Consider the following 20037-nt stretch of genomic DNA (forward strand, 5'->3'; position numbering starts at 1 on the left):
CGGCCGCTCGGCCCGGCGCTGCTCGTTCCCCCGCCGCTCGCGAGCGGTTCGAACTGTGCAGACACCTCCGCAGCGGCGAGATTTCGGGCAGTAAGGCATCCGATTGAAAACGGAGTAGACGCAATCGATGGACATGAACACGAACCGTCGGTGGGAGGTGGGCCCGCTGGCGATCGGAGTCGTGGGACTCGTACTCGCGGCGACGGCGTTCGTCTACCACGGGGCGGAAGCGGCGGCGCTCGACGCGTTGCGGGGGCCGCTACTCGCGTTGCTGATCGACGGAGCGCCGGCTGTCGGGCTGGTCTACGCGGGCTATCGCCTGTCCGACACCGACCTCGCCGCCGAGCATCAGTGGGTGGTCGCCGTCTGGTGTCTCGGCGGCGTCGGCGTCTTCACCAGCGCGGTCGGGTTGACCATCGTCGTGCGGTTACTGGAGGACAGGGTCGTCTCGGAGCCGGCGTTCACGCTGCTGGTCGCCGCGTCGTTCGGCGGGTTGGCGGGCGCGCTCGCGGGCTACTACCGGGCACGGGCTGTCGCCGACGCGACTCGAGCCGAGCGGGCGAGCGACGCGCTGGCGTTCGTCAACGGCCTCATCAGGCACGACCTGCGCAACGACATGCAGGTGATCCGCGCCTACGCCGAGGAGATCGAGGAGGGCGGAACGGACGGCGACGAGGCCGTGGCCGCCCACGCGGCGGTCGTCCGCGAGAAGACCGACGAGGCGTTCGAGCGCATCCGCACCGCGGGCTCGCTGGCGAAGACGGTCGCCGGCGAGGCCGACTACGAGGCCGTCGACCTGGCGGCCGTCGCCGACGACGCGGCCACGAGCACCGAGTCGACCACGACGGCGACCGTCACCACCGACCTCCCCGAGCGGGCGCCGGTCGTCGCCAACGCCGGGGTCCGCTCGGTCGTCGACAACCTCGTCGAGAACGCGGTCGAACACGACGACGAACCCGACCCCCGCGTCGCGCTGGCCGTCGACCGCCGCGAGGAGACGGTCCGCCTGACCGTCAGCGACGACGGCCCCGGGATGCCGCCCGAAGAGCGCCCCTCCGCCGATCGACCGGGAGACGAGTCCGACGGCGGCGGGCTCCGCATCGCCGCGACGCTCGTCGAGCGCTACGGCGGCGACCTCCGGATCGCCGACGACGGGGGTATCGGCCCGGGCGACGGCACGACCGTCGTCGTCGAACTGCTCGCCGCCGACGGCGATAGCGAAGAGCCTGAACGCCGTAGCGACCGGGGAGCGACCGACGGGTAGCGCCCGGCTCGACCCGACTCCCGAGCCCCGACGGTCCGAGCGTCGGTGTGCCCCTCGTCACTCTCAGATGCGAGTCCCGCCGTCGACCCACAGCGTCTCGCCGGTGACGTAGTCGGCACCCTCGCTGGCGAGGTAGCGGTAGGCGTCCGTCAGGTCCTCGAGGTGACCGGCTGGGGGGGTCGCGCCCGTCGTCGACCACGTCTGCGGCGCGCTCGGACCAGCCCTCGGTGATCTCCGTGGCCACGAGACCCGGCGCGACGGCGTCGACCCGGATCCCGTGTTCGGCGAGTGCCAGTGGCGCGCTCCGAACGCCCGCGACGCGCCTCGGTCACCCGGCGCCTCCCGATGTTCCTCCCGGAGGCGATAGCCCAACACTCATGGCGGTCCCGTCGGATCGTCGAACGGATGAGCCACGTCGCCGTCTTCGGGATCGGGAGCACGAACTTTCGCTCGGCGGTCGCCGCGACGGACGGCGAACTCCTGACCGACCCCACCGTGGAGCCGACGCGGCCCGACGCGCTGGCCGACCAGCTCGTCGCGGCCGTCGCCGACCTGCGAGAGACGGTCGACCGCGACCTCGACGGCGTCGCCGTCTCGACGACCGGGCTCGTCGACGACGAGGGAGCGATCCGCGCGTTCGACACCCGCGCCGGGGAGACCGTCGACCGGATCGACGTGGCGACGCCGGTCGACCGGGCTCACGGACTCCCCGTCACGCTGGTCAACGACTGCAACGCGGCCGCGCTCGGGGAGTGGCACTACGGCGCCCGGGACGGCGAGGACTGTCTCGTCCACGTCACGTTCGGGACCGGCATCGGCGGCGGCGTCGTCGAGCGCGGTCGACTCCTCCGGGGCGAGACCGGAGGGGCCGGCGAGTTCGGCCTCCTGCCGGTCGCGCCCCACGACCACGAGAGCACGGGGGTCGTTGGCGCCTGGGAAGCCGTCGCCTCGGGCCGCGGGATCCCCGAGTACGTCGCCCGCCGCGTCGAAGCAGCCGATTTCGCCGACGCGAAACGGTTCGAGGCCGACGACCGCACGGCCGAAGCGGTATTCGCCGCGGCCGACGCGGGCGAGGCGTGGGCTGAGGAGAGTCTCGACGAGATCGCCCGCTACAACGCCGCCGGGATCGGAGCGGTCTGCAACGCCGTCGAGCCGGGACTGGTCACGCTCGGCGGCGGCGTCGCCCTCAACAACCCCGACCGAGTCCTCTCCGGGATCGAGCGGCATCTCGACCGCTTCCTGTTCGTCGACCGACCGAGGCTCCGGATCACGCCGCTTGGCGGCGACATCGGGCTCTACGGGGCGCTGGCCGCGGCGCGTCCCGACGGCGATCGAGAGACCGGAACGGACGAGTAGGGCGGGCGATGCCGTGCGTCCCGTTCGACGCCGCTCACTGGATCGCGTCCAACCGTCGCTCCATCTCCGCATCCATCCACTCGGCGACTTCGCGCGGGGGTTCGTCGGCCGACTCGGCCTTCTCCTCGAAGAACGCCGACGCGCCGAGGAGTCTGACGGCCTCGTATATCGGGACGCGGTCTCGATACCCGTCCGGAAGGTCACCGGCGCGCTCCCGATACCCCTCGCGGAGCGCGTCGAGTTGGTGGTCGGGTTCGTCGGGGCGGAAGAGCCCGAACTCCTGTTCGCGCACTCGGTGGAGCCCTCGCGCCGGGTCGCCGACACGGGCGAACTCCCAGTCGAGCAGGCCGACACCGGCCTCGCTCCGATAGGCGTTCGCGCTGTGGGGGTCGTTGTGGACCAGCGTCGCCGGTGCGGCGTCCAGCGTCTCGCGGTTGGCCTCGACCGCCGCGACCACGTCGTCGACGTACCGCTCGAACCGCTCCGAGTGAGCCATCTCGCGGATCGTCTCGATCCCGCCGAGGAACACGTCGATCCAAGGCTTCTCGTCGACGGCGAGGCCGTCGGTGCCGCCGCCCGTGATCTCACCGTGGGCGTCGAACCGCCGGTCGTGGAGTTCGGCGAGCGAGCGACCGAGCGCTCGCATCGCCGCCGCCTCGCCCGCGCGGTCCGCCTCGTACTTGACGTTCGCCAGCGGACGCCCGTCCATCGGCGCGGTGACGAGGTACGGCACCTCGGCGTCGGGGTCGCAGGCCAGCACCGTCGGAACCGGCACGTCGCAGTCGGCGTCGACGTACTCGATCACCGCGCGTTCGGCGTCGAGCCGTCCGCCGTCCCCGTCGACGGCAATCTTACAGAAGACGCGCTCGCCGTCGGCGAACTCGACCGGGACGGTCCCGTTGCGCTCGTTCAGCTGCGGGTCGTCGTCGGCGAAACCCGCGATCTCCCGGTCGGGAAACGCGTCGCCCAGCGCCGTCGCGAACCGCTCGTCCATGATCGGCTGTCGCGAGCGGGCGGTTTGGGCGTTGCGGAGCGGTGAGAGCGAGTCACACGGCGGCCCCAGACGAGAGCGGCGGTCGTCGGCCTCCGAGCACCGGGAAACGGTGTCCTGCGCGCTCGCGGTGACCCAACGGGACATCGTCCCGATCAGAGGGATACCGACCGAGCAATCAGGGGAAAATGGCCGATCAAAAGGAGGGTCATGCAACCTCACATGAGGTTTATCCGTGTCTGGTGCGTGGGCCGACATATGGGAGCGACGGACGAGACGACAGTCAGCGAACGTGGTGGGGTCACGATTCCGTCAGAGGTTCGAGAGCGACTCGACATCGAGCCGGGCGACAAAATCCGGTGGACCGTCGAAGACGGAGACGTACGGGTCGAAATCGTCCACCAGCGAGAAGGGGTCTTCGACGATTTCGAGCCGGCGCCGATGGGTGGTGACGGAGCGACCGGACACAATACGACCGGTGCGGAACGGTGACACGCGCGCTTCTGGATGCGACGGTACTCATCGCAGCGGTGGATACCGACGACGAGGACCACGAAGTCGGACTGGAAATCCTCGGCGGGATCGACCACGGAAAACTCCCCACAGGTGTGATCACGAACGAAGCGTTACTGGAGACGCTCAACTACGTCGAAGAGCGCTTGAGCCACGAACGGGCCGTCGACCTGCTCGACCGGTTCGTTCGCGGTGCTCACTTCGAACTCCCGTACAACCCGAAGAAGAACTACGGCGTCGGGCGCTCCCTGTTTCGAGATACTCCTGGCCTGAATTTCGGCGATTGCATGCAGACTGCGTTCATGCGGTCGGACGAGGTCGAGTACGTCTACAGTTTCGACGACGATTTCGACGAGGTCGACGGGGTCACTCGATTGAACAGTGCTGTGAACCCGTATCGGTGACGAACGCCACAGACAGAGCGTAGCGCCGTCGTCAATCCGAGTAGTAGTACTCGCCGGCGTTCTTCTGCTCGCGGTCGAGCTGTGAGCCGGGCTTGTTGATCCGCGGGCGGCCGGTGCGCTCGTCGCGGCGGAAGGTGATGTCGAGATTCGCGAGGAACTCGTTCATGCCGTCGCGCATGCCCACGGGCGGCGAGGCGTGACCGTGTGCGGCCGGTTCGCCGTCGAAGACCAGCAGGCGGTCGGCCAGCAGGTCGATCATGTAGATGTCGTGGTCGATGACCAGCGCGGTCGCGTCGTGGTTCTCGGCGTAGCGGCGGATGGCGCTCGTCGCGCGAACACGCTGTTCCACGTCGAGGTGCGCGGAGGGCTCGTCGAGCAGGTACAGATCGGCATCCTCCGAGAGGCAGGCCGCGATGGCGACGCGCTGGCGCTCCCCGCCGGACAGGTCGGTGAGGTCCTGCTCCATGATGCGGTCGAGCTGGAGCGGGTCTGCGATCTCCGTGTTCCAGTAGGAGGTGCCGAAGTCGTCGGTGATCGAGGAGAGGAACGCGTCGACGCGCATCGGCTGGTCGATCTCGACGTACTGCGGCTTGTAGGCGATATCGAGCCGCGCGTCGACCTCACCCTCGTCGGGGTCGAGGCGGCCGGTCAGCAGCTGGGCGAACGTCGACTTCCCGATGCCGTTCGGGCCGACGACGCCCAGGACCTCGTTCTCCTGGATCTCGCCGCCCTCGACCTCCAGCGAGAACTCCCCGTCGCCGTAGGATTTGGTGAGGGAGGGATACTCGACGACCACGTCGCCCTCGGCGGTCGAACGGGGGGCGTGTTCCTCGAACTGGATGGACTCCTGGCGGACCCGCATGTTCTCGTTCTCCAGGTAGCCACCGAGGTACTCGTTGATCCCGTTCTTGGTCGATTTCGGGCTCGTGATGACACCGAACGCGCCCGAGGACCCGTAGGCGACGTGGATGGTGTCGGCGAGCAGGTCCAAAATCGCGAGGTCGTGTTCGACGACGAGCATCGAGCGGCCGCCCTCGTCGGCGAGTTCCCGCACCAGTCGCGCGGCGGTCATCCGCTGGCCGATGTCGAGGTACGGCGTCAGCTCGTCGAGGAAGTAGAAGTCGGCGTCGCGGGCGAGACAGGCCACGAGCGCGACGCGCTGGAGTTCCCCGCCCGAGAGCGTGTCGATGTCCTGGTCGACGACCGGGCGGATGCCGACGCGGTCGATCAGGTCGTCGAGGGCGCCGCGCTCGTCGGTCCGTTCGAGCAGTTCGCGCGTGGTGCCGTCGAACTGGTCGGGGATCTGGTCGACGTACTGCGGCTTGCGCGCGACGGTCACGTCGCCCTCGCGGAGTTCTTCGAGGTAGGTCTGCAGCTCGGTCCCGCGGTACTCGTCCATGATGGCCTCCCAGGCGGGCGGGTCGCCCGACACCTGGCCGAGGTTGGGCGCCATCTCGTCGGCGAGGATGCGCACGGCGGTGGTCTTCCCGATCCCGTTCGGGCCGAGGATGCCGGTGACCTGGCCTTCCTGGGGGGCGGGCAAGCCGTAGAGGGCGAAGGCGTTCTCGCCGTAGCGGTGGACGGGCTCGTCGTCGAGTTCCTGCGGGAGGTTGATGATCTCGATGGCGTCGAACGGGCACTTGTTGACGCAGATCCCGCAGGTTTCGCCGAGGCAGATCTCCTCGGAGATGTGGATCTGGTCGGGGCCGCCCTCGAAGGGCTCGCCCTCCTCGAACCGTTCCTCGCGCGTGACGATGCACTCCTTGCCCGAGCGGTTGGGCGGGCAGAAGTTCGCGCACTCGTAGTTACAGCGGTCGGGCTGGCACCTGTCGAGGTCGACGACCGCGATCGAATCGTCCGCCATCGTTACAGCGAGGTCTCCGCGGTCAGCAGGATGCCCCAGGAGACGAACCACAGCGAGAAGGTGATGAAGGCGATGTAGAGGTACTCCTTCACGCCGAAGTCGTCGACGTCGATGCCGATCGCCATGTAGACGGGGAGCTGGACGAGCACCGCCGCACCGAGCAGGTACAGGCCCAGCCGGTCGTTCGGGCCGGCGGCCAGCGCCTGGGCGGCCACGCCGGCGCCGATCCCCAGCACGGAGGCGAGCGTCGTCACCGTCAGCCCCCGCAGGTGGTCGTCCCACCCATCGGCGGTTTCGGTAGCCATACGTTCGTCTCGGCCACGCGGCCCCAAAAGCCGTTCGTTCCGTCCCCCCGGTGGCCGACCCGAAGTGGCCGCGCGCGCCGAGACCACGCGGCGACCGATCCACGGTCGCACCGCGAGCACGACCCTGCCGTATTCGACCGCGTTCCGGCGATACTGTGGCGTCTTGGCTGTCGCCAGTGTCAATCTTTATTGTAGACGCGCCCTACCCACCTACCGATGCCCGAGACAGACGGGGACGACCTCAGCGACTTGCCGCCGAGCGCGAAACTCGTCTTCAAGGTACTGGAGTACGACGGTCCGCTCACGCAGAAGGGGATCGTCGAGGAGTCGATGCTTTCGGCGCGAACCGTCCGCTACGCCCTCGAGCGCCTCGAAGGCGTCGGCGTCGTCGAGGAAGACGTCTACTTCGCCGACGCCCGCCAGAACCTCTACGAGATCGATCTGACCGACTGCGACGGCGACTGCGAGACCGCCGCCTCCGCCGACTGAGTCCGTTTTCGCGTCTCCGACGCGCTCTCGTGCCGTTCTCGCTACCCCGCTTTGCGCGGGTCGACCCGCGACAGCGCGCGCCGGACGTGACCGGTCGCGACCACCGCGACGAATCCCACGAGACCACCGACGGCGCCGAACGTCACGGGGTACACCAGCCCCGTCCGCTGGACCGCGTCGAGCAACGACACCGCGAGCACCAGGTCCGGCGCGGCGGGCGGCGTCCACGCCGACAGGAGCGCCGTCGCCGCCGCCAGCGGGAGGTAGCCGACCGCGACCGCCCCACCGCGGAGCGCCGCAGTCGTGCCGTCCGCCTCACCGGTCGAGTAGACCAGCGCCGCGCCTGCGAGGAGGAGGACCGCCGGGACGACCGGTACGATCCCCGCCAGATCGAACACCCTGACGGCGTCGACGCCGTCGGTGACCGCCCGCCGGTACCGCACCGCCATCGACCCGCCGTGGACTCGGTGGAACTGCCAGGTCGCGAGCGTGTGCAGCCCGGGGTCGACCGCTCCGGGTGCGATCCCCGTGTACTCGCCGTCGGCGGCGGCGCCGACCGCCTGGACCGGACCGGGGCCCTCGGTCGCGAGACGGCGCTCGGTCGCTCGTCGAACCGCCGCCCACCCGACCGCGAACGCTGCCACACCGGCGACCGCGCCGCGAGCGACCAGCGACCGAGGCCACTCCCCGCCACGCCACGCGAACGCGAGATACCCGCCGAGCGCGCCGAAGGCGACCGGGACGACGAGACCGGTCAGGGCGACGGCCGGTCCGAGTGGAACCTCGACGGTGCCGAGCGGATGGGTCGTCGCACCGAGTCCCGATATCACGATCCGGACGGTCTCGGGCGCCGCCCACGCCGACAGCCGGGCGGACCCCACCGCCAGCGGGGCGTACCCGGCCGCGACGAGTCCGCCGCGGCTGGCCGCCACCCACGGGTCGTCCGCCCGCGTTCGAGCGACCAGCAGGAATCCCGCGGCGGCCAGCACCAGCGCGGGCACGATCACGAGCGGGCGAGACGGCGGGGCGACGTTCCCACCGGCCCCGAACCACGGGTCGAGCCGGACGCCGTGGAGCTGGTGGTACTGCCAGGCCGCGAACCGCCAGGCGCTCGGGAGCGCGCCGTCGGGGCCGACGGTTATCTCCTGGCCCGCATCGACCCCGTAGCCGAACCGCGAGAGGACCGGCCGCGTCGGGTCACGGATCCGGTGGCGTTCCGACAGGAACGTCGCCGCGTACCCGACGAGAAAGGCGCAAAAGCCCACGAGACTCCCGAACACCACGGTTTCCCGTCCGGGCGCTGCCGCGGTGAGTCTCGCCCGCAGTCGCGCTTCGCGGTCGGCCAGTGACACAGCGAACGCTCGCCCAGCCGACCGGTAAGTCTTGTGTCACCATCGACCCCCGGACGATCCCGCTCGCGGGACTCCCGTCGCCATCCATTTCTCCCGACGGGTCCAAGGGCGGCTATGACCGACCCGCCGGGCAACCCCGCGGCGCGCGAGCGGGGCTACTGTCCGTGCTGTGGCTACCGGACGCTCCCGCCCGGACGGCCGGGTTCCTACGAGCGGTGCCCGGTCTGTGACTGGCTCGACGACCCCATCCAGTTCGCCGACCCCGAGTTCGTCAGCGACACCAACCACGTCAGCCTCGCCGAGGCCCGCGAAAACGTCCGGGAGTACGGCGCCTGCGTCGCGGACGCCGCGCCGAGCACGCGCGAACCCGAATCCGACGAACCCCGAGACCCCAACTGGCCCTACGAGCGCGAGGGGTGAGCGGGGCGGGACGCGACCGGAGTGGAGCGGGACCGTGCCACGTCGACTCGTCACGGACCCGAAGGCTTATTCGCGAACGCGGCGGAGCAACGTGCCACGATGGACGTCTCGCGCGGCAGCGCCCTGGCCTTGCTCGGCGTCGGCCTCTTCGTCGTGACGATGGTCGTCGGCGCCGCGACCGCCCCCTCCGGGTCCGCCGGCGGCGTCGACGCGCCGGCGACGCCCTCACCGGACGACACCGATGCGCCCTCCGATCCCGGCGCCACGCCCGCCCCCAGCGAGCCACAGACGCTCGTCGGCAACCAGGGCGGCTGGGTGACCCACGGCAGCGTCGTCGCCTTCGACGGCCGCTCGGTCGCCTGGCGCAACACCCAGGCCGACGGCTACTTCGAGGTGAGCAGGCTCGAGGACGGACGCGTCCTCGCCGCCTTCGCCAACGAGAGCGCCGACGACTGCGGCGAGCTTTCGGCGCCCTGCGCCCGGACCGGCTACCGGGTCGTCGAGCCCGGCAGCGGGGAGATCGTCTCGGAGTACAGCTTCCCCGTCGGGAGCATCACCAACAGCGAGGTCCACGCCGCGGACGCGACCGGCGACGGCGGCATCGTCTACGTCGACATGGACGCCGAACGGGTCGTCCTCGTCGAGAACGACACCGAGGTCTGGGAGTGGCACGCCAGCGACTTCTACGAGGCGCCGCCGGATCCGGCGAGCCGCGACTGGCTGCACATCAACGACGTCGACACCATCGGCGACGGCCGGTTCCTCGTCTCGGTGCGCAACGCCAACCAGCTGGTCGTCGTCGAGCGCGGCGAGGGCGTCGTCGAGGTCGTCAACGAGGACGACGGGACGAGCGACGCCAACTGCCTCAAGAGCGGTCGGCTCTACGACGCCGACGGTGACGGCGACGTGCGCTGTGGCGACCCGAGCGTCATCAAGGAACAGCACAACCCGCAGTGGCTCGGCGACGGGGCGGTGCTGGTGGCCGACAGCGAGAACGACCGCGTGGTCGAACTCCACCGGACCGAGAACGGCAGCTGGGAGCCCGTCTGGGCGGTCGACCGGGCCGGCGGTATCGCGCTCACCTGGCCCCGCGACGCCGACCGCCTGCCCGACGGCGACACGCTGATCGCCGACTCGCGCAACCGGCGCGTGATCGAAGTCAACCCCCAGGGCGAGATGGTCTGGAACGTCTCCGTCGGCGCCGCCGCCAAGCACGGCCCCGGTATCGTCTACGAGGCCGACCGCCTCCCGTACGGCGAGTACGCGGGCAGCTACGACGGCGGCTCGACGGGCGCCGACGGAAACGGAACGGTCGCGGGAGGCGCGAGCGCGACGCCGACGAAAACGCCCCTGCCGCGGATGACAGCCGCGAACGGCTCCGGGGCCCTGACCGCGCCCGACGACGGGATCCCCCTGCTCTCGGAAGGGGTCGCCGGCCTCCAGGGCACGTTCGCCTGGGTCCCCATCTGGTTCGGGGAACTCCACCTCGCTGCGACGGCGCTCGGGCTCCTGTTCGTCCTCGTCGGCGGCGTCGACCACCTGCTGGCGGCCCGCGGCGTCTCCTTGCCCGGGCGAGAGTAGGCGAGTCGCCCCACCGTCCGCCCGCGGGGTCACTCCCTCTTCGTCGACGCTACTCCCCGACCGTCATCGACAGCTCGTCGAACGACATGAAGGCGGTCTCGTAGCCCTCGTGGCGGGCGATCTGCGGGACGGCGTCGACCGACAGCGTCAGGTCGTCACCCGACTGGACGTCGGCGACGGCGCCGTAGTGATAGCCCAGGTCGGGGTCGACGGTGGGGGCGAGCGAGCCGTCGTACAGCGTCGTCCCGTCGCGGACGACCGTCGCCGACAGCGACGCCTGCGGGATCGGATTGCCGTTGTACGGCGTCCGCATCGAGACGCCGAGATACGAGCGGTCGCCGCTCGGGCCGGAGTCGGTCGCCGTCACGGTGCCGTCACCGCTCGCGTCGGTCGCCGTCGCTTCACTCTCCTCGGCGGCGACGCCGGCCGGCGGCGAGTCGAGGCGCGAGACGACGAACCGGGCGTCGCCGCTGGTCCCCTCGCCGACGAGGGTTCCCGGGAGGTCCCCGGGCGCGGGCGTCGACGAGACCGGCATCATCTCCATCTCCATGGGGTCGAGGGCGTCGCGCTCGCCCTGTCGGTCGGGTAGCGTCTCGTAGGATATCTCCTCCAGCGCCGACTGGGAGAACTCCAGGGAGAACGAAGCGCTGCCCAGCTCGCCGAAGCGGCCGTCGAACGCGCCCGCGCGACGGGTCGGAAGCGGTGGGACCGTCACTTCGACGTCGTAGGTGCCGTCGCCGTCGAGCGCGAGATTGTCGCCCGCGTGGACGCCCATGTTCTGGGAGATCATCGGCCAGAGCGACTTGCCGCTGGTGAGCGTCTCGCCGTCGCGAGTGATCGTCGTCGTGACCGACCCGTGCGGGAGGACGGTCCCCGTCTCGGGGTCCCAGACGGTCGTCATGAGGTGCAGCGAGTCCGACCCCTCGATTTCGACCATGTTCGGGCTGTCACCGCTGACGAGCCAGAACCGATGGGGGTAGCTGTAGGTGAGCGCGACTTGGAAGTCCCCGGCCGAGGCCATCCCGACCATCGACATCCCCTCGACGTGGCTGGGGACGTAGACTGCGTCGGGACGGTCGGAGACGAGCGGCGGCGACCGCGCCGACCGCGTCTGAAAGAGCGACCGACACCCGGCCAGCCCGACCGACGCCGCGGCCGCGCCCGCGGCGAGGAAGCGTCGTCTGTGCATACCCGGCCCTAACCGCTGTACCCAAAAGCGGCTTCTGGTTGGGTTCTCGAAAGCTGCCGGTGGTAGCTCGGGAGTCGTCGGTCGAGTTCGGTGGCCGACGACGCCTGCGCCGTCGGGCGCTCGCCGCGAGTCCTCGGACCAGTCACTCACCGGGGTTCGGCGTCGGGAGTGCCCGCGACTCGCGAGGGGGGAGGAGGTAGTTGCCCCGGCGGCGGACGTTGATGTACTGGAGGATGCCGTTGTTGGCGCGCTGGCCGACGGCGCCCTCGGCGGCGGCGTCGGTGCCGTTCATCGCCTCGCGGGTCTTCACGAAGTCGGCGATCGACTCCTGGAGCGCGAGGAAGTGCAGGCCGGCGCGGTCGCCGTCCGTCGAGTCGAAGTCGCGGCGGAGCATCACCGGCCGACCGTCATCGCGAGCACGGGCGTTCTTCTGGGCGTGGCCGACGACGCCGTCGCGAGCGTCCTGCTCGACGGTCTCGGCGCAGCCGCCGACGCCGTTGGAGTTGCCCAGGTTCTCGCCGGTCCCCTCTATCACGTCGTCGTCGGCGTGAGCCGGGCAGAACATCGACGCCTCGCGGTGCTCGCGGCTGTCCTGTTCGTACCACTGGGTGAGATTCAGGTCCATCGAGGAGACGTGCTGGGTGGTGCCGCCGGCGAACGGTCCCTCGGCGATGGTGACGTAGTCCTCGGTGGCCTGGTTCTTCTCGAAGCCGGACTCGAAGCCCATGTACAGCGGCGCGTCGTCGGGCACGGGCTCGGAGTCGGGGATCCCCGCCACGTCCTGGTTGTCGGCGGGGAGTCCCTCGCCGATGAAGCCGGTCCGGCGTGCGCGGCCGCCCTCGGCGAGGCTGGCCCGTTCGAAGACGCCGTCGAAGGTGGCCTCGACCTCGCGACCGTTCACCTCCTCGCGTTCGCCGAGCAGGCCTTCCTCGGCGGCCAGCAGGACCGACCCGTAGTCGCTCGCGAGGTGGACGACCGCGTCGGGCTCGTCCGGAACGGGGTCCTCGAACGGAGCGAGCGCCTCCGGTGTCGGGAGATCGACGCTCTCTGGCAGAGTCCCCTCGAACCGGTCGAAGTAGGCGGGGGCGTAACCGACGGTAAAGAGGAGGCCGATATCGCCGTCGTCGGTGCTGGGTGGGTAGGCGCGTTCGAGCGACCGGAGGGCGGTCTCGGCGGTCTCGCGGTCGGTGTCGGTGGGCGTCCCGTCGCCGGCGTAGTCGAGATAGAGGAGCAAGTGGTGGCGCGGCGGGACGTGGTTGCCGTGGTCGTCGGTGCGGAGGGCGTCGTTCCAGGCGTGCTGGCGGCGGGACAGCCCCGAGAGGTCGTCGGGCCCCTGCGGGAGGTCGGGGTTCTCCCGACCCAGGCAGGCCGACAGCGCCGCGGACCCGCCGATTGCGACGGCGGCCTTGACGAACTCCCGACGCGAGACCCCGCGCTGGCGACTGGGTGGCATCGACGGGTCTAGCGGCTGGTCCGACAAGGGGGTTCTGGTCGGCCACTCGAAAGCGGTCGGGACAGACGAGCGCGGGTCCGATCCCCGGCCGAGTGCCTCGCCGCCTACTCGGCGAGCAGGCGGTCGACCAGACGGGTGAACCGGTCGACCAGTCGCTCGGGCAGCGACGGCTCGACGGTTCGAAGCAGGCGGGCGGTCTCCTCGGGCGCTTCGAGGGCGAGCGTCACGCGACCGCGCTCGTCGCGGCGCTTGGCGACGAGGTCGAGTTCGACGAGCCGGTCGAGGTGCCACTCCAGGGTGCTTCGGGCGACGCCGACGCTCTCGGCGGTCTCGGCGGCGGGCGTCGGCCCGTTCCGGAGGAGGAAGACGACGATGTCGGCGGCGGTCTCGCGGTGGAGGACCGCGAGCGCGCGCCGCTCGAAGGCGTCGCAGTCGGGTGGGTAGTAGTGGGTGCGGCCGTAGAGGTCGTCGCTGACGACGCGGTCGTCGAGCTTCCGCAGGTGGTACTGGACCTGCCCCGGGGCCAGGTCGAGCTGACGGACGAGTTCGCTGAAGTAGACGCCCGGGTTGTCGGCGACGTGCGCGGCGACGCGGGCGCGGGTGTCGGTGTCGGTCATTGTCGGGTAGCCGTCGTCGTCATAGCGGTTTCTCGGGCGCGCTCGGAGCGGCCGACCGGGCGTAGTAGATAGCCCCGAGCAGGAAGGTCGCGAGCATCGCGTCGAGGGCGTGCTCGGCGAAGTGGTGGGCGCCGGCGTCGAGCGGGCCGAACATCGCCAGCCCGGAGACGACGGTCCGGGCGAGCAACGCGCCGAGCGCGAGGACGACCAGCAGGTACGAGCGCGAGCCGCGCTGGCCGAGCGCCGCGACCGCCAGCGCGAGCAGGAGTCCGGAGCCGACGCCCGCGAACAGGTGGACCCCGAGCAGACCGGGGTCCGGCGACGGCGCGGCGTGGGCGACCGGACACAGCGGTGTCACACGCACAGTAGTCGCCCCGCGCACCTAAGTCGGTCGCTTCGGGGTCGCGCGCGGCCCGGGGACCCAGCGCTCGGCGGATCAGGCCGCGAGCGGTCGCGAGACGATCCACAGCGACAGCACGGTGTACCCGACCATGACGAGGACGAACGGGGCGTGCCCGCGGCGGGCCGCCCCGCCCTCGCCGTACCGCCGGGTCGCGACCCGATGAGCCGCCACGACGGCGACGAGGTGACCGGCGACGACCAGCGCCACCTGCGACAGCCAGAACAGTTCGACCGAGAGGGCGGCGAGGGGTCGGATCGGGTCGCCAGCGACCCCGAGCGCGAGGTCGCGGGCGACGGCGACGGTCGCGCCGAGGTTCGTCGCCACGAACGGGTAGTTGTGCGCGACCTCGTAGGCGGCCGCGATCGGGAGGACGGTCGCACCGAACGCCGTCGCGGCCGCCCGACGGTCGACGCCGGCCACGGACCCACCGGCGCCGAGCCGTTCGGCCACGGCGGCCGCGAGCGCGAACGACACCAGAAAGACGAGCAGTCCCGACACGTAGAGCGCGACGCTCGCGACGCCGACGCCGAGCGTCTCGCGAGCGAAGTCGAGGAGCGAGCGGTAGGTCCCGGTAGCGGTGAACCCGTCGAAACTGACGGTGTAGACCGCGGCGACGACGAACGCGACCAGCGAGCGACCGCCGAGCGTCCGGGTGACGCCGCGCCACGGCGGGCGGACGGCGACGGCGAGGGACCCGTCGGCCGTCCGGCGAGCCGACAGCGGCGCGACCCGTCCCAGCAGGTCGAACAGGACGGTCAGGGCGTCGGCGCGGGCGAACCACTCGCGACCGAACGCGACGCTCCCAGCGAGCATCGCGACCGCGTAGGCCGCAGCGACGGCGACCGTGAGCGACGGCGAGCGCGTCGCGACGGTCAGGTTCTCCAGCACGCCGACGCCGAGGACGAACCCGACGACCGCCGGCCAGGCGCCCAGGCGCTCGGGGTACGAGCCGGCGAGTGCGATCTCCCGGCCCTCCAGCGCGACGAGGCCGTCGTAGAGCGTCTCCCAGGGGGAGAGGACTCGCCACGGCGAGCCGACGAGGACGGCGAGCAGGCCGCTCCCCTTGAGCACGAGCGGCCAGACGACGAGCGTCGCGAGGTTCTCGGCGGCGACCTGGCGACCGAGGAGGCCGTGAGCGAGCGCCCCGACGAACAGCGCGAGGAAGGCGATCCGGGCGGCCGCCGCCAGCGGACCGACCAGCGACGCAGGAACGGTCACGACCCGACGCCCCGTCGCGTCGGCGGCGCGGGCCGACGCGGTGCGGTCGGCGACGCCGAGCCACAGCGCCGTCAGGCCGACCGTCGCGCCGGACCCGACGAACAGCAGCTCCAGCGGGACGGGCGCGGTGAACTCCCGCGCGACGAGCTCGTGGGCGCTCGCGACGCCCGCAGCGGCCGCGAGCGCGACCGTCGCGAGGACCGCCGCGAGCGCCGGCCGCACGAGGACGGGGCCGAGCCGGGCGTCGCCGCGGGGTGACATACAGGGCACTCGGCCGAGCGCGGGCAAATGGCCTGTGGTACGTCGCTCGAATCCCGAGCGCTCGTCGGAAGGGCTTTCACCGTCGGATCCCGAGACGCCGACGATGCGGACTCGCACGGTCGCCGCGCTGGCGCTCCTGGTCGTCACCCTGTCGGGCGTCGGCGCCGCCGCGCTCTGGACGCTCCCGGGCGGGGGCGGCGGGCTGACCGAGGTGTGGATCAGCGACACCGCGCGGGACAACGAGTTCAACCACCACGGCGTCGGCGCCGCCGACGGCGTCGTCGTCGCGCCGGTCACCGGCCTGCAGAGCCAGGACGACCTCACTCGCCGGTCGTGTTCGCTGAACCGCCTCGATAGCGCGAACGGGAGCGTCCGCTGGTGGGTCGGCGTCCCGCCCGAGCGGTGTTTCAGCCACGCGCTGACGAAACCGGCCGTCGCCGACCTGGACGGCGACGGCGCCCTCGAAGTCGTCGCGGGAACGACCGAGAACGCCACCGTCGCCGTCGCGGCGAGCGACGGGCGGGAACTGTTCCGGGTCCCGACGACGGCCTACGGGTACGCCCAGCCGACCGTCGCCGACGTGGCCGGCGACGCTGACCCGGAGGTCGTCGCCAGCGACATCTCGGGCGACGTGTTCGTCGCGAGCGGCGACGGGACGGTCCGCTGGCGCGGCAACGTCTCCGGGATCGTCTACGCCTCGCCGGTCGTCGCCGATATCGACGGCGACGAGGGTCGCGAAGTCGTCGTCGCCGGCCGGAGCGAGACGGTCGCCTTCGAGGCCGACGGAACCGTGCGCTGGCGGCGTGACGTGGGAGCGAACGACGCCGCGGCGGCGACCGTCGACGGCGAGTCGGTCGTGGTCGTCGCCGGTAACGACGGCGTGGTCGCACTCGACGGCGCGACCGGCGACCGCCGCTGGAATCGCTCGACCGAGGGGTCGCCCGCGATGGGCGCGCTCGCCGACGGCGACGGCGACGGCGACCCAGAGACCTACGTGAGCGAGGCGGGGAACGTCCTCCGGGCGCTCGACGCCGCCGACGGGAGCGAGGAGTGGCGGACGCGACTGGCGACGAGCGAGGGGTCGGTCACGCCGCCGGCGGTGCTCGGGGATCCGGACGGCGACGGCTCGCCGGAGGTCGTCGCCGTGACCAACGGCGGGACGGTGGCCGTCCTCGACCCGGCGACGGGTGCCGAACGGGCCGCCTACGAGCGCGACGTGTCGGTCTGGACCGGCGTGACCCCCGCGAACCTCACCGCCGCGCCCGGTGACGAGTTGCTGGTCCGCTACGGCGACGGTCGCGTCGTCGCGCTCGAACACGGGAGTCGAGTCGCGGAGGGGGCGTGACGGATCCGACTACCCAAGCGAGATATCGAGATACAGCATGACGACGACACCGACGATGGTCCCGAGCGTCGCGACCCGCTCGTTGCCGCGGACGTGCGTCTCGGGGACGATCTCGTCGCTGATGACGAACAGCATCGCGCCGGCGGCGAAGCCCATCGCGTAGGGCAGGATCGGCGCGGCCAGCGTGACAGCCAGTGCCCCGAACAGCACGAGCGGGATCTCGACGAGCCCGGATCGGATCCCGGTTATCACGGCGTACGAGCGGCGGTCGAGCCCCGCGTTGACGGCGGCGACCGAGACGGCCAGCCCCTCGGGGACGTTCTGGATGCCGATGGCGAGCATGAGCGCCACGGCGTCGCCGACGGTCGGTGCGGTGTCGGCGCCCGGGAGCGCCGGCGCCGCCGCGGAGCCGAATCCGACCCCGACGGCGAGTCCCTCGGGCATGTTGTGCAGGGTGATCGCGAGGATGAACAGCACGACTGGGGCGAGCCGGTCGCTGTCGACCGGCAGCTCCTGCCCGGGGCCTGCCGCGTCGTCGCGGCGCTTGCCCGTCAGCAGGTAGTGAGCGTGCGGGACGAGCACGTCTGCCCTGTCGAGCGCGAGCGCGCCCAGGAGGACGCCGCCGAGCACCGGCAGGGGGCTGCCGCCGGGCGTCGCGTCGATCCCCGGGAGGATCAGGCTGGTGAAACTCGCGGCGAGCATGACGCCGGCGGCGAAGCCCAGCGCCCCGTCCAGCGCCCGCTCCGAGGGGTCGCGCCAGACGAACACGAGCGACGCGCCCAGGAGGTTGAGGCCGGCGATGAACAGTCCGCCGACCAGCGCCTGGACCACGAGTCGCTGGGACCCGAGCGCCTCTACGAGCAGCTCGACCGGTCCGACCATTGCGTGGCGGGACGACGCGGGCCGCCGATATAAAGGTCGCCGACGCGTCGACCCGCCGGTGGTCGCCTTCGACCGCACCGACCGGGGGTATACACGTCCGGCGACCCAACGGAGGAGATATGAACGGTCAGGAACTCCTCGAGACGGTCCGGGAGGCACAGGCGACGGAACTCGATCGGCTCGGGTCGGACAAGTACCTCATCGCCGCGACCGACGCCGACCTCGAACGGGTGCCGGTGTTACGGTCGGTCGCGGAATCGGCCGCCAGCGGCCGGGAGACCCTCTCGCGGTGGGCCGAAGCGGAGACGGGCGACGCGGCGTCGGCCTTCGAGACGGCGGCCGAGGCCGAAGCCGCACAGTTCGGCCGCGTGGTCGACTCGCTGGCCGAACTGTCGGACGACGCCACCGACGCCGCGGCGACTGTCGACGGGACCGACGCGCCGCTACACGCCACGCTGGTCGACGTCGACGGGACGGTCGAGCGTATCGCGGCCGCGTTCGTCGGCCGACCGCTAGTCGCCGACCGGACGCTGTTGCAGGCGGTCAACTTCTTCGTCAACGAGGCCGACGGGGGTCGGGCGGACCTGGCACGCGCGCTTCGGACCGACGCACAGGACCGGCTCGACGAAGGGGTCGAGCTGCTCGATTCGGTCTGTGAGACCGACGCCGACTGGGAGCGCGCCCAGCGAGCGGCCGAGCGCGTGGTCGAGGCGGCCTACGAGGCGTACGCGAACGCGCTCGAGTCGATGGGTATCGACCCGAAGCCGGTCTGTTGAACCGGCCGTTCGAGCGGCGCGTCGGCGTGAACGGAAGGCCGTGACCGTCGGAAGTCCGTCGGCGTTCGTGCTCACAGATTTCAAACCGCAAAATCTGTGACCGCCGACGTTTTATCGCCCGACCGGATAGGACGGGGCAATGAGCCAGCCGAGCCCCGACGTCTACGAGCAGGGCAAGGGGATGGACGCCCACAACAAGGTGATGCGCGAGGTGCGCTCGCGCAACGACGCCAGCTACGACCCGCGCGAGCCCACGCGGGTCTGGCTCGACGAGGACAACACCCCCGACGGCTTCGTCGACTCGCTCACCATCATCCTCAACACCGGCGGCTGTCGCTGGGCCCGCGCCGGCGGCTGCACGATGTGTGGCTACGTCGCCGAATCCGTCGACGGTGGCTCCGTCGCCCACGAGGACCTGATGGCACAGATCGACGCCTGCCTCGAACACGAGCGCGAGCACGCCGAGGACCTCCGCGGCGACGGCGCCGACCTGATCAAGATCTACACCTCCGGCTCGTTCCTCGACGAGCGGGAGGTGCCCGCGGAGACCCGCCAGGCCATCGCCGACACCTTCGGCGACCGGGATCGGATGGTCGTCGAATCGCTGCCGGACTTCGTCGACCGCGAGAAGATCCGCGAGTTCACCGAGCAGGGTCTGGACTGCGACGTGGCCATCGGGCTGGAGACCGCCACCGACCGCGTCCGACGCGACTGCGTCAACAAGTACTTCGACTTTGCCGACTTCGAGGACGCCTGCGCGGAAGCCGGCGCCGTCGACGGCGGCGGGGTCAAGGCCTACCTCCTGATGAAGCCGCCCTTCCTCTCGGAGGGCGAAGCCGTCGAAGACATGAAGCGGTCGGTGCGGCGCTGTCTCGACGTCGAGGGATGTCACACCGTCTCGATGAACCCCTGCAACGTCCAGCGCTACACGATGGTCGAGGACCTGTACCACGAGGGCGGCTATCGGCCGCCGTGGCTCTGGTCGGTAGCCGACGTGCTCGAATCGACCGCCGACGTCGACGGCATCGTCGTCTCCGACCCCGTCGGCCACGGCTCCGAGCGCGGCCCGCACAACTGCGGCGACTGCGACGACCGCGTCCAGCGCGCGATCAAGGACTTCGACCAGCGCCAGGACCCGAGCGTCTTCGACCAGGTCTCCTGCGACTGCGAGCGCACGTGGGACGCGGTCGTCGAGCGCGAACGCAGTTACTCCCTGCCGCTGGCCCGATAGCGCCGACCGGTTTCCCCGACCCGTTCGACCCGAAACACTCCCCCCGTATCACGACCGCAAGCGGGTCGTTGACACGGTTCGACGCCGCAAGGTCATGCGATTACACTTTCACTCCGGTTGCCG

21 protein-coding genes are annotated in these 20037 nt (G+C 71.2%); 10 read left to right on the forward strand and 11 right to left on the reverse strand.

What is annotated here, in order from left to right; translation table 11 throughout:
• Positions 1–133 precede the first annotated feature (133 nt).
• Positions 134–1264, forward strand: a complete 1131-nt coding sequence (locus I7X12_RS07135) for an ATP-binding protein (protein WP_198063151.1) — start codon at positions 134–136, stop codon at positions 1262–1264.
• Positions 1265–1327: 63 nt separating this feature from the next.
• On the opposite strand, the gene I7X12_RS07140 is transcribed toward I7X12_RS07135, so the two are convergent.
• Entirely contained in the window at positions 1328–1639 is a 312-nt protein-coding gene (locus I7X12_RS07140; RefSeq protein WP_198063152.1) for a hypothetical protein, read from the reverse strand.
• 30 nt (positions 1640–1669) lie between these two features.
• Between I7X12_RS07140 and I7X12_RS07145 the strand changes: the two genes are divergently transcribed.
• Entirely contained in the window at positions 1670–2620 is a 951-nt protein-coding gene (locus I7X12_RS07145) for an ROK family protein (RefSeq protein ID WP_198063153.1), read from the forward strand.
• A gap of 34 nt (positions 2621–2654) precedes the next feature.
• Here I7X12_RS07145 and I7X12_RS07150 read toward each other — a convergent pair whose 3' ends face one another.
• Positions 2655–3614, reverse strand: a complete 960-nt coding sequence (locus tag I7X12_RS07150) for a phosphotransferase family protein (RefSeq protein ID WP_198063154.1) — start codon at positions 3612–3614, stop codon at positions 2655–2657.
• A 255-nt stretch (positions 3615–3869) separates the two neighbouring features.
• On the opposite strand from I7X12_RS07150, the gene I7X12_RS07155 reads away from it, so the two are divergent.
• Complete coding sequence (locus I7X12_RS07155) at positions 3870–4103, forward strand: AbrB/MazE/SpoVT family DNA-binding domain-containing protein (RefSeq protein WP_198063155.1); 234 nt, start codon at positions 3870–3872, stop codon at positions 4101–4103.
• Positions 4104–4141: 38 nt separating this feature from the next.
• A complete protein-coding gene (locus tag I7X12_RS07160) occupies positions 4142–4528 on the forward strand; it encodes a type II toxin-antitoxin system VapC family toxin (protein WP_232343094.1) in 387 nt (128 codons plus the stop codon).
• Between the two features lie 31 nt (positions 4529–4559).
• On the opposite strand, the gene I7X12_RS07165 is transcribed toward I7X12_RS07160, so the two are convergent.
• A complete protein-coding gene (locus I7X12_RS07165; protein WP_198063157.1) occupies positions 4560–6392 on the reverse strand; it encodes a ribosome biogenesis/translation initiation ATPase RLI in 1833 nt (610 codons plus the stop codon).
• A 2-nt stretch (positions 6393–6394) separates the two neighbouring features.
• Positions 6395–6697 (reverse strand): EMC6-like membrane protein, encoded by a 303-nt coding sequence (locus I7X12_RS07170; protein WP_198063158.1) that lies wholly within the window; start codon positions 6695–6697, stop codon positions 6395–6397.
• A 216-nt stretch (positions 6698–6913) separates the two neighbouring features.
• Here I7X12_RS07170 and I7X12_RS07175 point away from each other — a divergent pair, with 216 nt between their 5' ends.
• A complete protein-coding gene (locus tag I7X12_RS07175; RefSeq protein ID WP_198063159.1) occupies positions 6914–7186 on the forward strand; it encodes a MarR family transcriptional regulator in 273 nt (90 codons plus the stop codon).
• Positions 7187–7227: 41 nt separating this feature from the next.
• On the opposite strand, the gene I7X12_RS07180 is transcribed toward I7X12_RS07175, so the two are convergent.
• Complete coding sequence (locus I7X12_RS07180) at positions 7228–8538, reverse strand: hypothetical protein (protein ID WP_198063160.1); 1311 nt, start codon at positions 8536–8538, stop codon at positions 7228–7230.
• A gap of 114 nt (positions 8539–8652) precedes the next feature.
• Here I7X12_RS07180 and I7X12_RS07185 point away from each other — a divergent pair, with 114 nt between their 5' ends.
• Together I7X12_RS07185 and I7X12_RS07190 are read left to right on the forward strand one after the other, a co-directional pair.
• On the forward strand, positions 8653–8958 hold the full coding sequence (locus I7X12_RS07185; protein ID WP_198063161.1) for a CPCC family cysteine-rich protein: 306 nt from the start codon (positions 8653–8655) through the stop codon (positions 8956–8958).
• A gap of 99 nt (positions 8959–9057) precedes the next feature.
• Entirely contained in the window at positions 9058–10539 is a 1482-nt protein-coding gene (locus tag I7X12_RS07190; RefSeq protein WP_198063162.1) for an arylsulfotransferase family protein, read from the forward strand.
• 49 nt (positions 10540–10588) lie between these two features.
• Here I7X12_RS07190 and I7X12_RS07195 read toward each other — a convergent pair whose 3' ends face one another.
• From I7X12_RS07195 to I7X12_RS07215, 5 genes are all read right to left on the reverse strand, one after another.
• Positions 10589–11728 carry an iron transporter gene (locus I7X12_RS07195; RefSeq protein WP_198063163.1) on the reverse strand — a complete coding sequence of 380 codons (1140 nt, stop codon included), beginning with the start codon at positions 11726–11728 and terminating at the stop codon, positions 10589–10591.
• A 142-nt stretch (positions 11729–11870) separates the two neighbouring features.
• On the reverse strand, positions 11871–13181 hold the full coding sequence (locus I7X12_RS07200; protein WP_198063164.1) for a DUF7405 family protein: 1311 nt from the start codon (positions 13179–13181) through the stop codon (positions 11871–11873).
• 104 nt (positions 13182–13285) lie between these two features.
• Complete coding sequence (locus I7X12_RS07205; RefSeq protein WP_198063165.1) at positions 13286–13798, reverse strand: winged helix-turn-helix transcriptional regulator; 513 nt, start codon at positions 13796–13798, stop codon at positions 13286–13288.
• Positions 13799–13817: 19 nt separating this feature from the next.
• Positions 13818–14156, reverse strand: a complete 339-nt coding sequence (locus I7X12_RS07210) for a DUF7471 family protein (protein WP_198063166.1) — start codon at positions 14154–14156, stop codon at positions 13818–13820.
• 78 nt (positions 14157–14234) lie between these two features.
• Complete coding sequence (locus I7X12_RS07215) at positions 14235–15680, reverse strand: hypothetical protein (protein ID WP_232343096.1); 1446 nt, start codon at positions 15678–15680, stop codon at positions 14235–14237.
• A gap of 103 nt (positions 15681–15783) precedes the next feature.
• On the opposite strand from I7X12_RS07215, the gene I7X12_RS07220 reads away from it, so the two are divergent.
• A complete protein-coding gene (locus I7X12_RS07220) occupies positions 15784–17025 on the forward strand; it encodes an outer membrane protein assembly factor BamB family protein (RefSeq protein WP_198063167.1) in 1242 nt (413 codons plus the stop codon).
• A gap of 9 nt (positions 17026–17034) precedes the next feature.
• Here the strand turns inward: I7X12_RS07220 and I7X12_RS07225 are convergent, their stop codons facing one another.
• Positions 17035–17907 (reverse strand): ZIP family metal transporter, encoded by an 873-nt coding sequence (locus I7X12_RS07225; protein ID WP_198063168.1) that lies wholly within the window; start codon positions 17905–17907, stop codon positions 17035–17037.
• A 119-nt stretch (positions 17908–18026) separates the two neighbouring features.
• On the opposite strand from I7X12_RS07225, the gene I7X12_RS07230 reads away from it, so the two are divergent.
• Positions 18027–18683: a rubrerythrin family protein gene (locus I7X12_RS07230; RefSeq protein ID WP_198063169.1), complete on the forward strand. Its 657-nt coding sequence runs from the start codon at positions 18027–18029 to the stop codon at positions 18681–18683.
• 139 nt (positions 18684–18822) lie between these two features.
• Positions 18823–19914 (forward strand): archaeosine biosynthesis radical SAM protein RaSEA, encoded by a 1092-nt coding sequence (locus I7X12_RS07235; protein WP_198063170.1) that lies wholly within the window; start codon positions 18823–18825, stop codon positions 19912–19914.
• Positions 19915–20037 lie beyond the last annotated feature (123 nt).

The sequence above is a fragment of the Halosimplex litoreum genome (genome assembly GCF_016065055.1).
Classification (GTDB): Archaea; Halobacteriota; Halobacteria; order Halobacteriales; family Haloarculaceae; genus Halosimplex; species Halosimplex litoreum.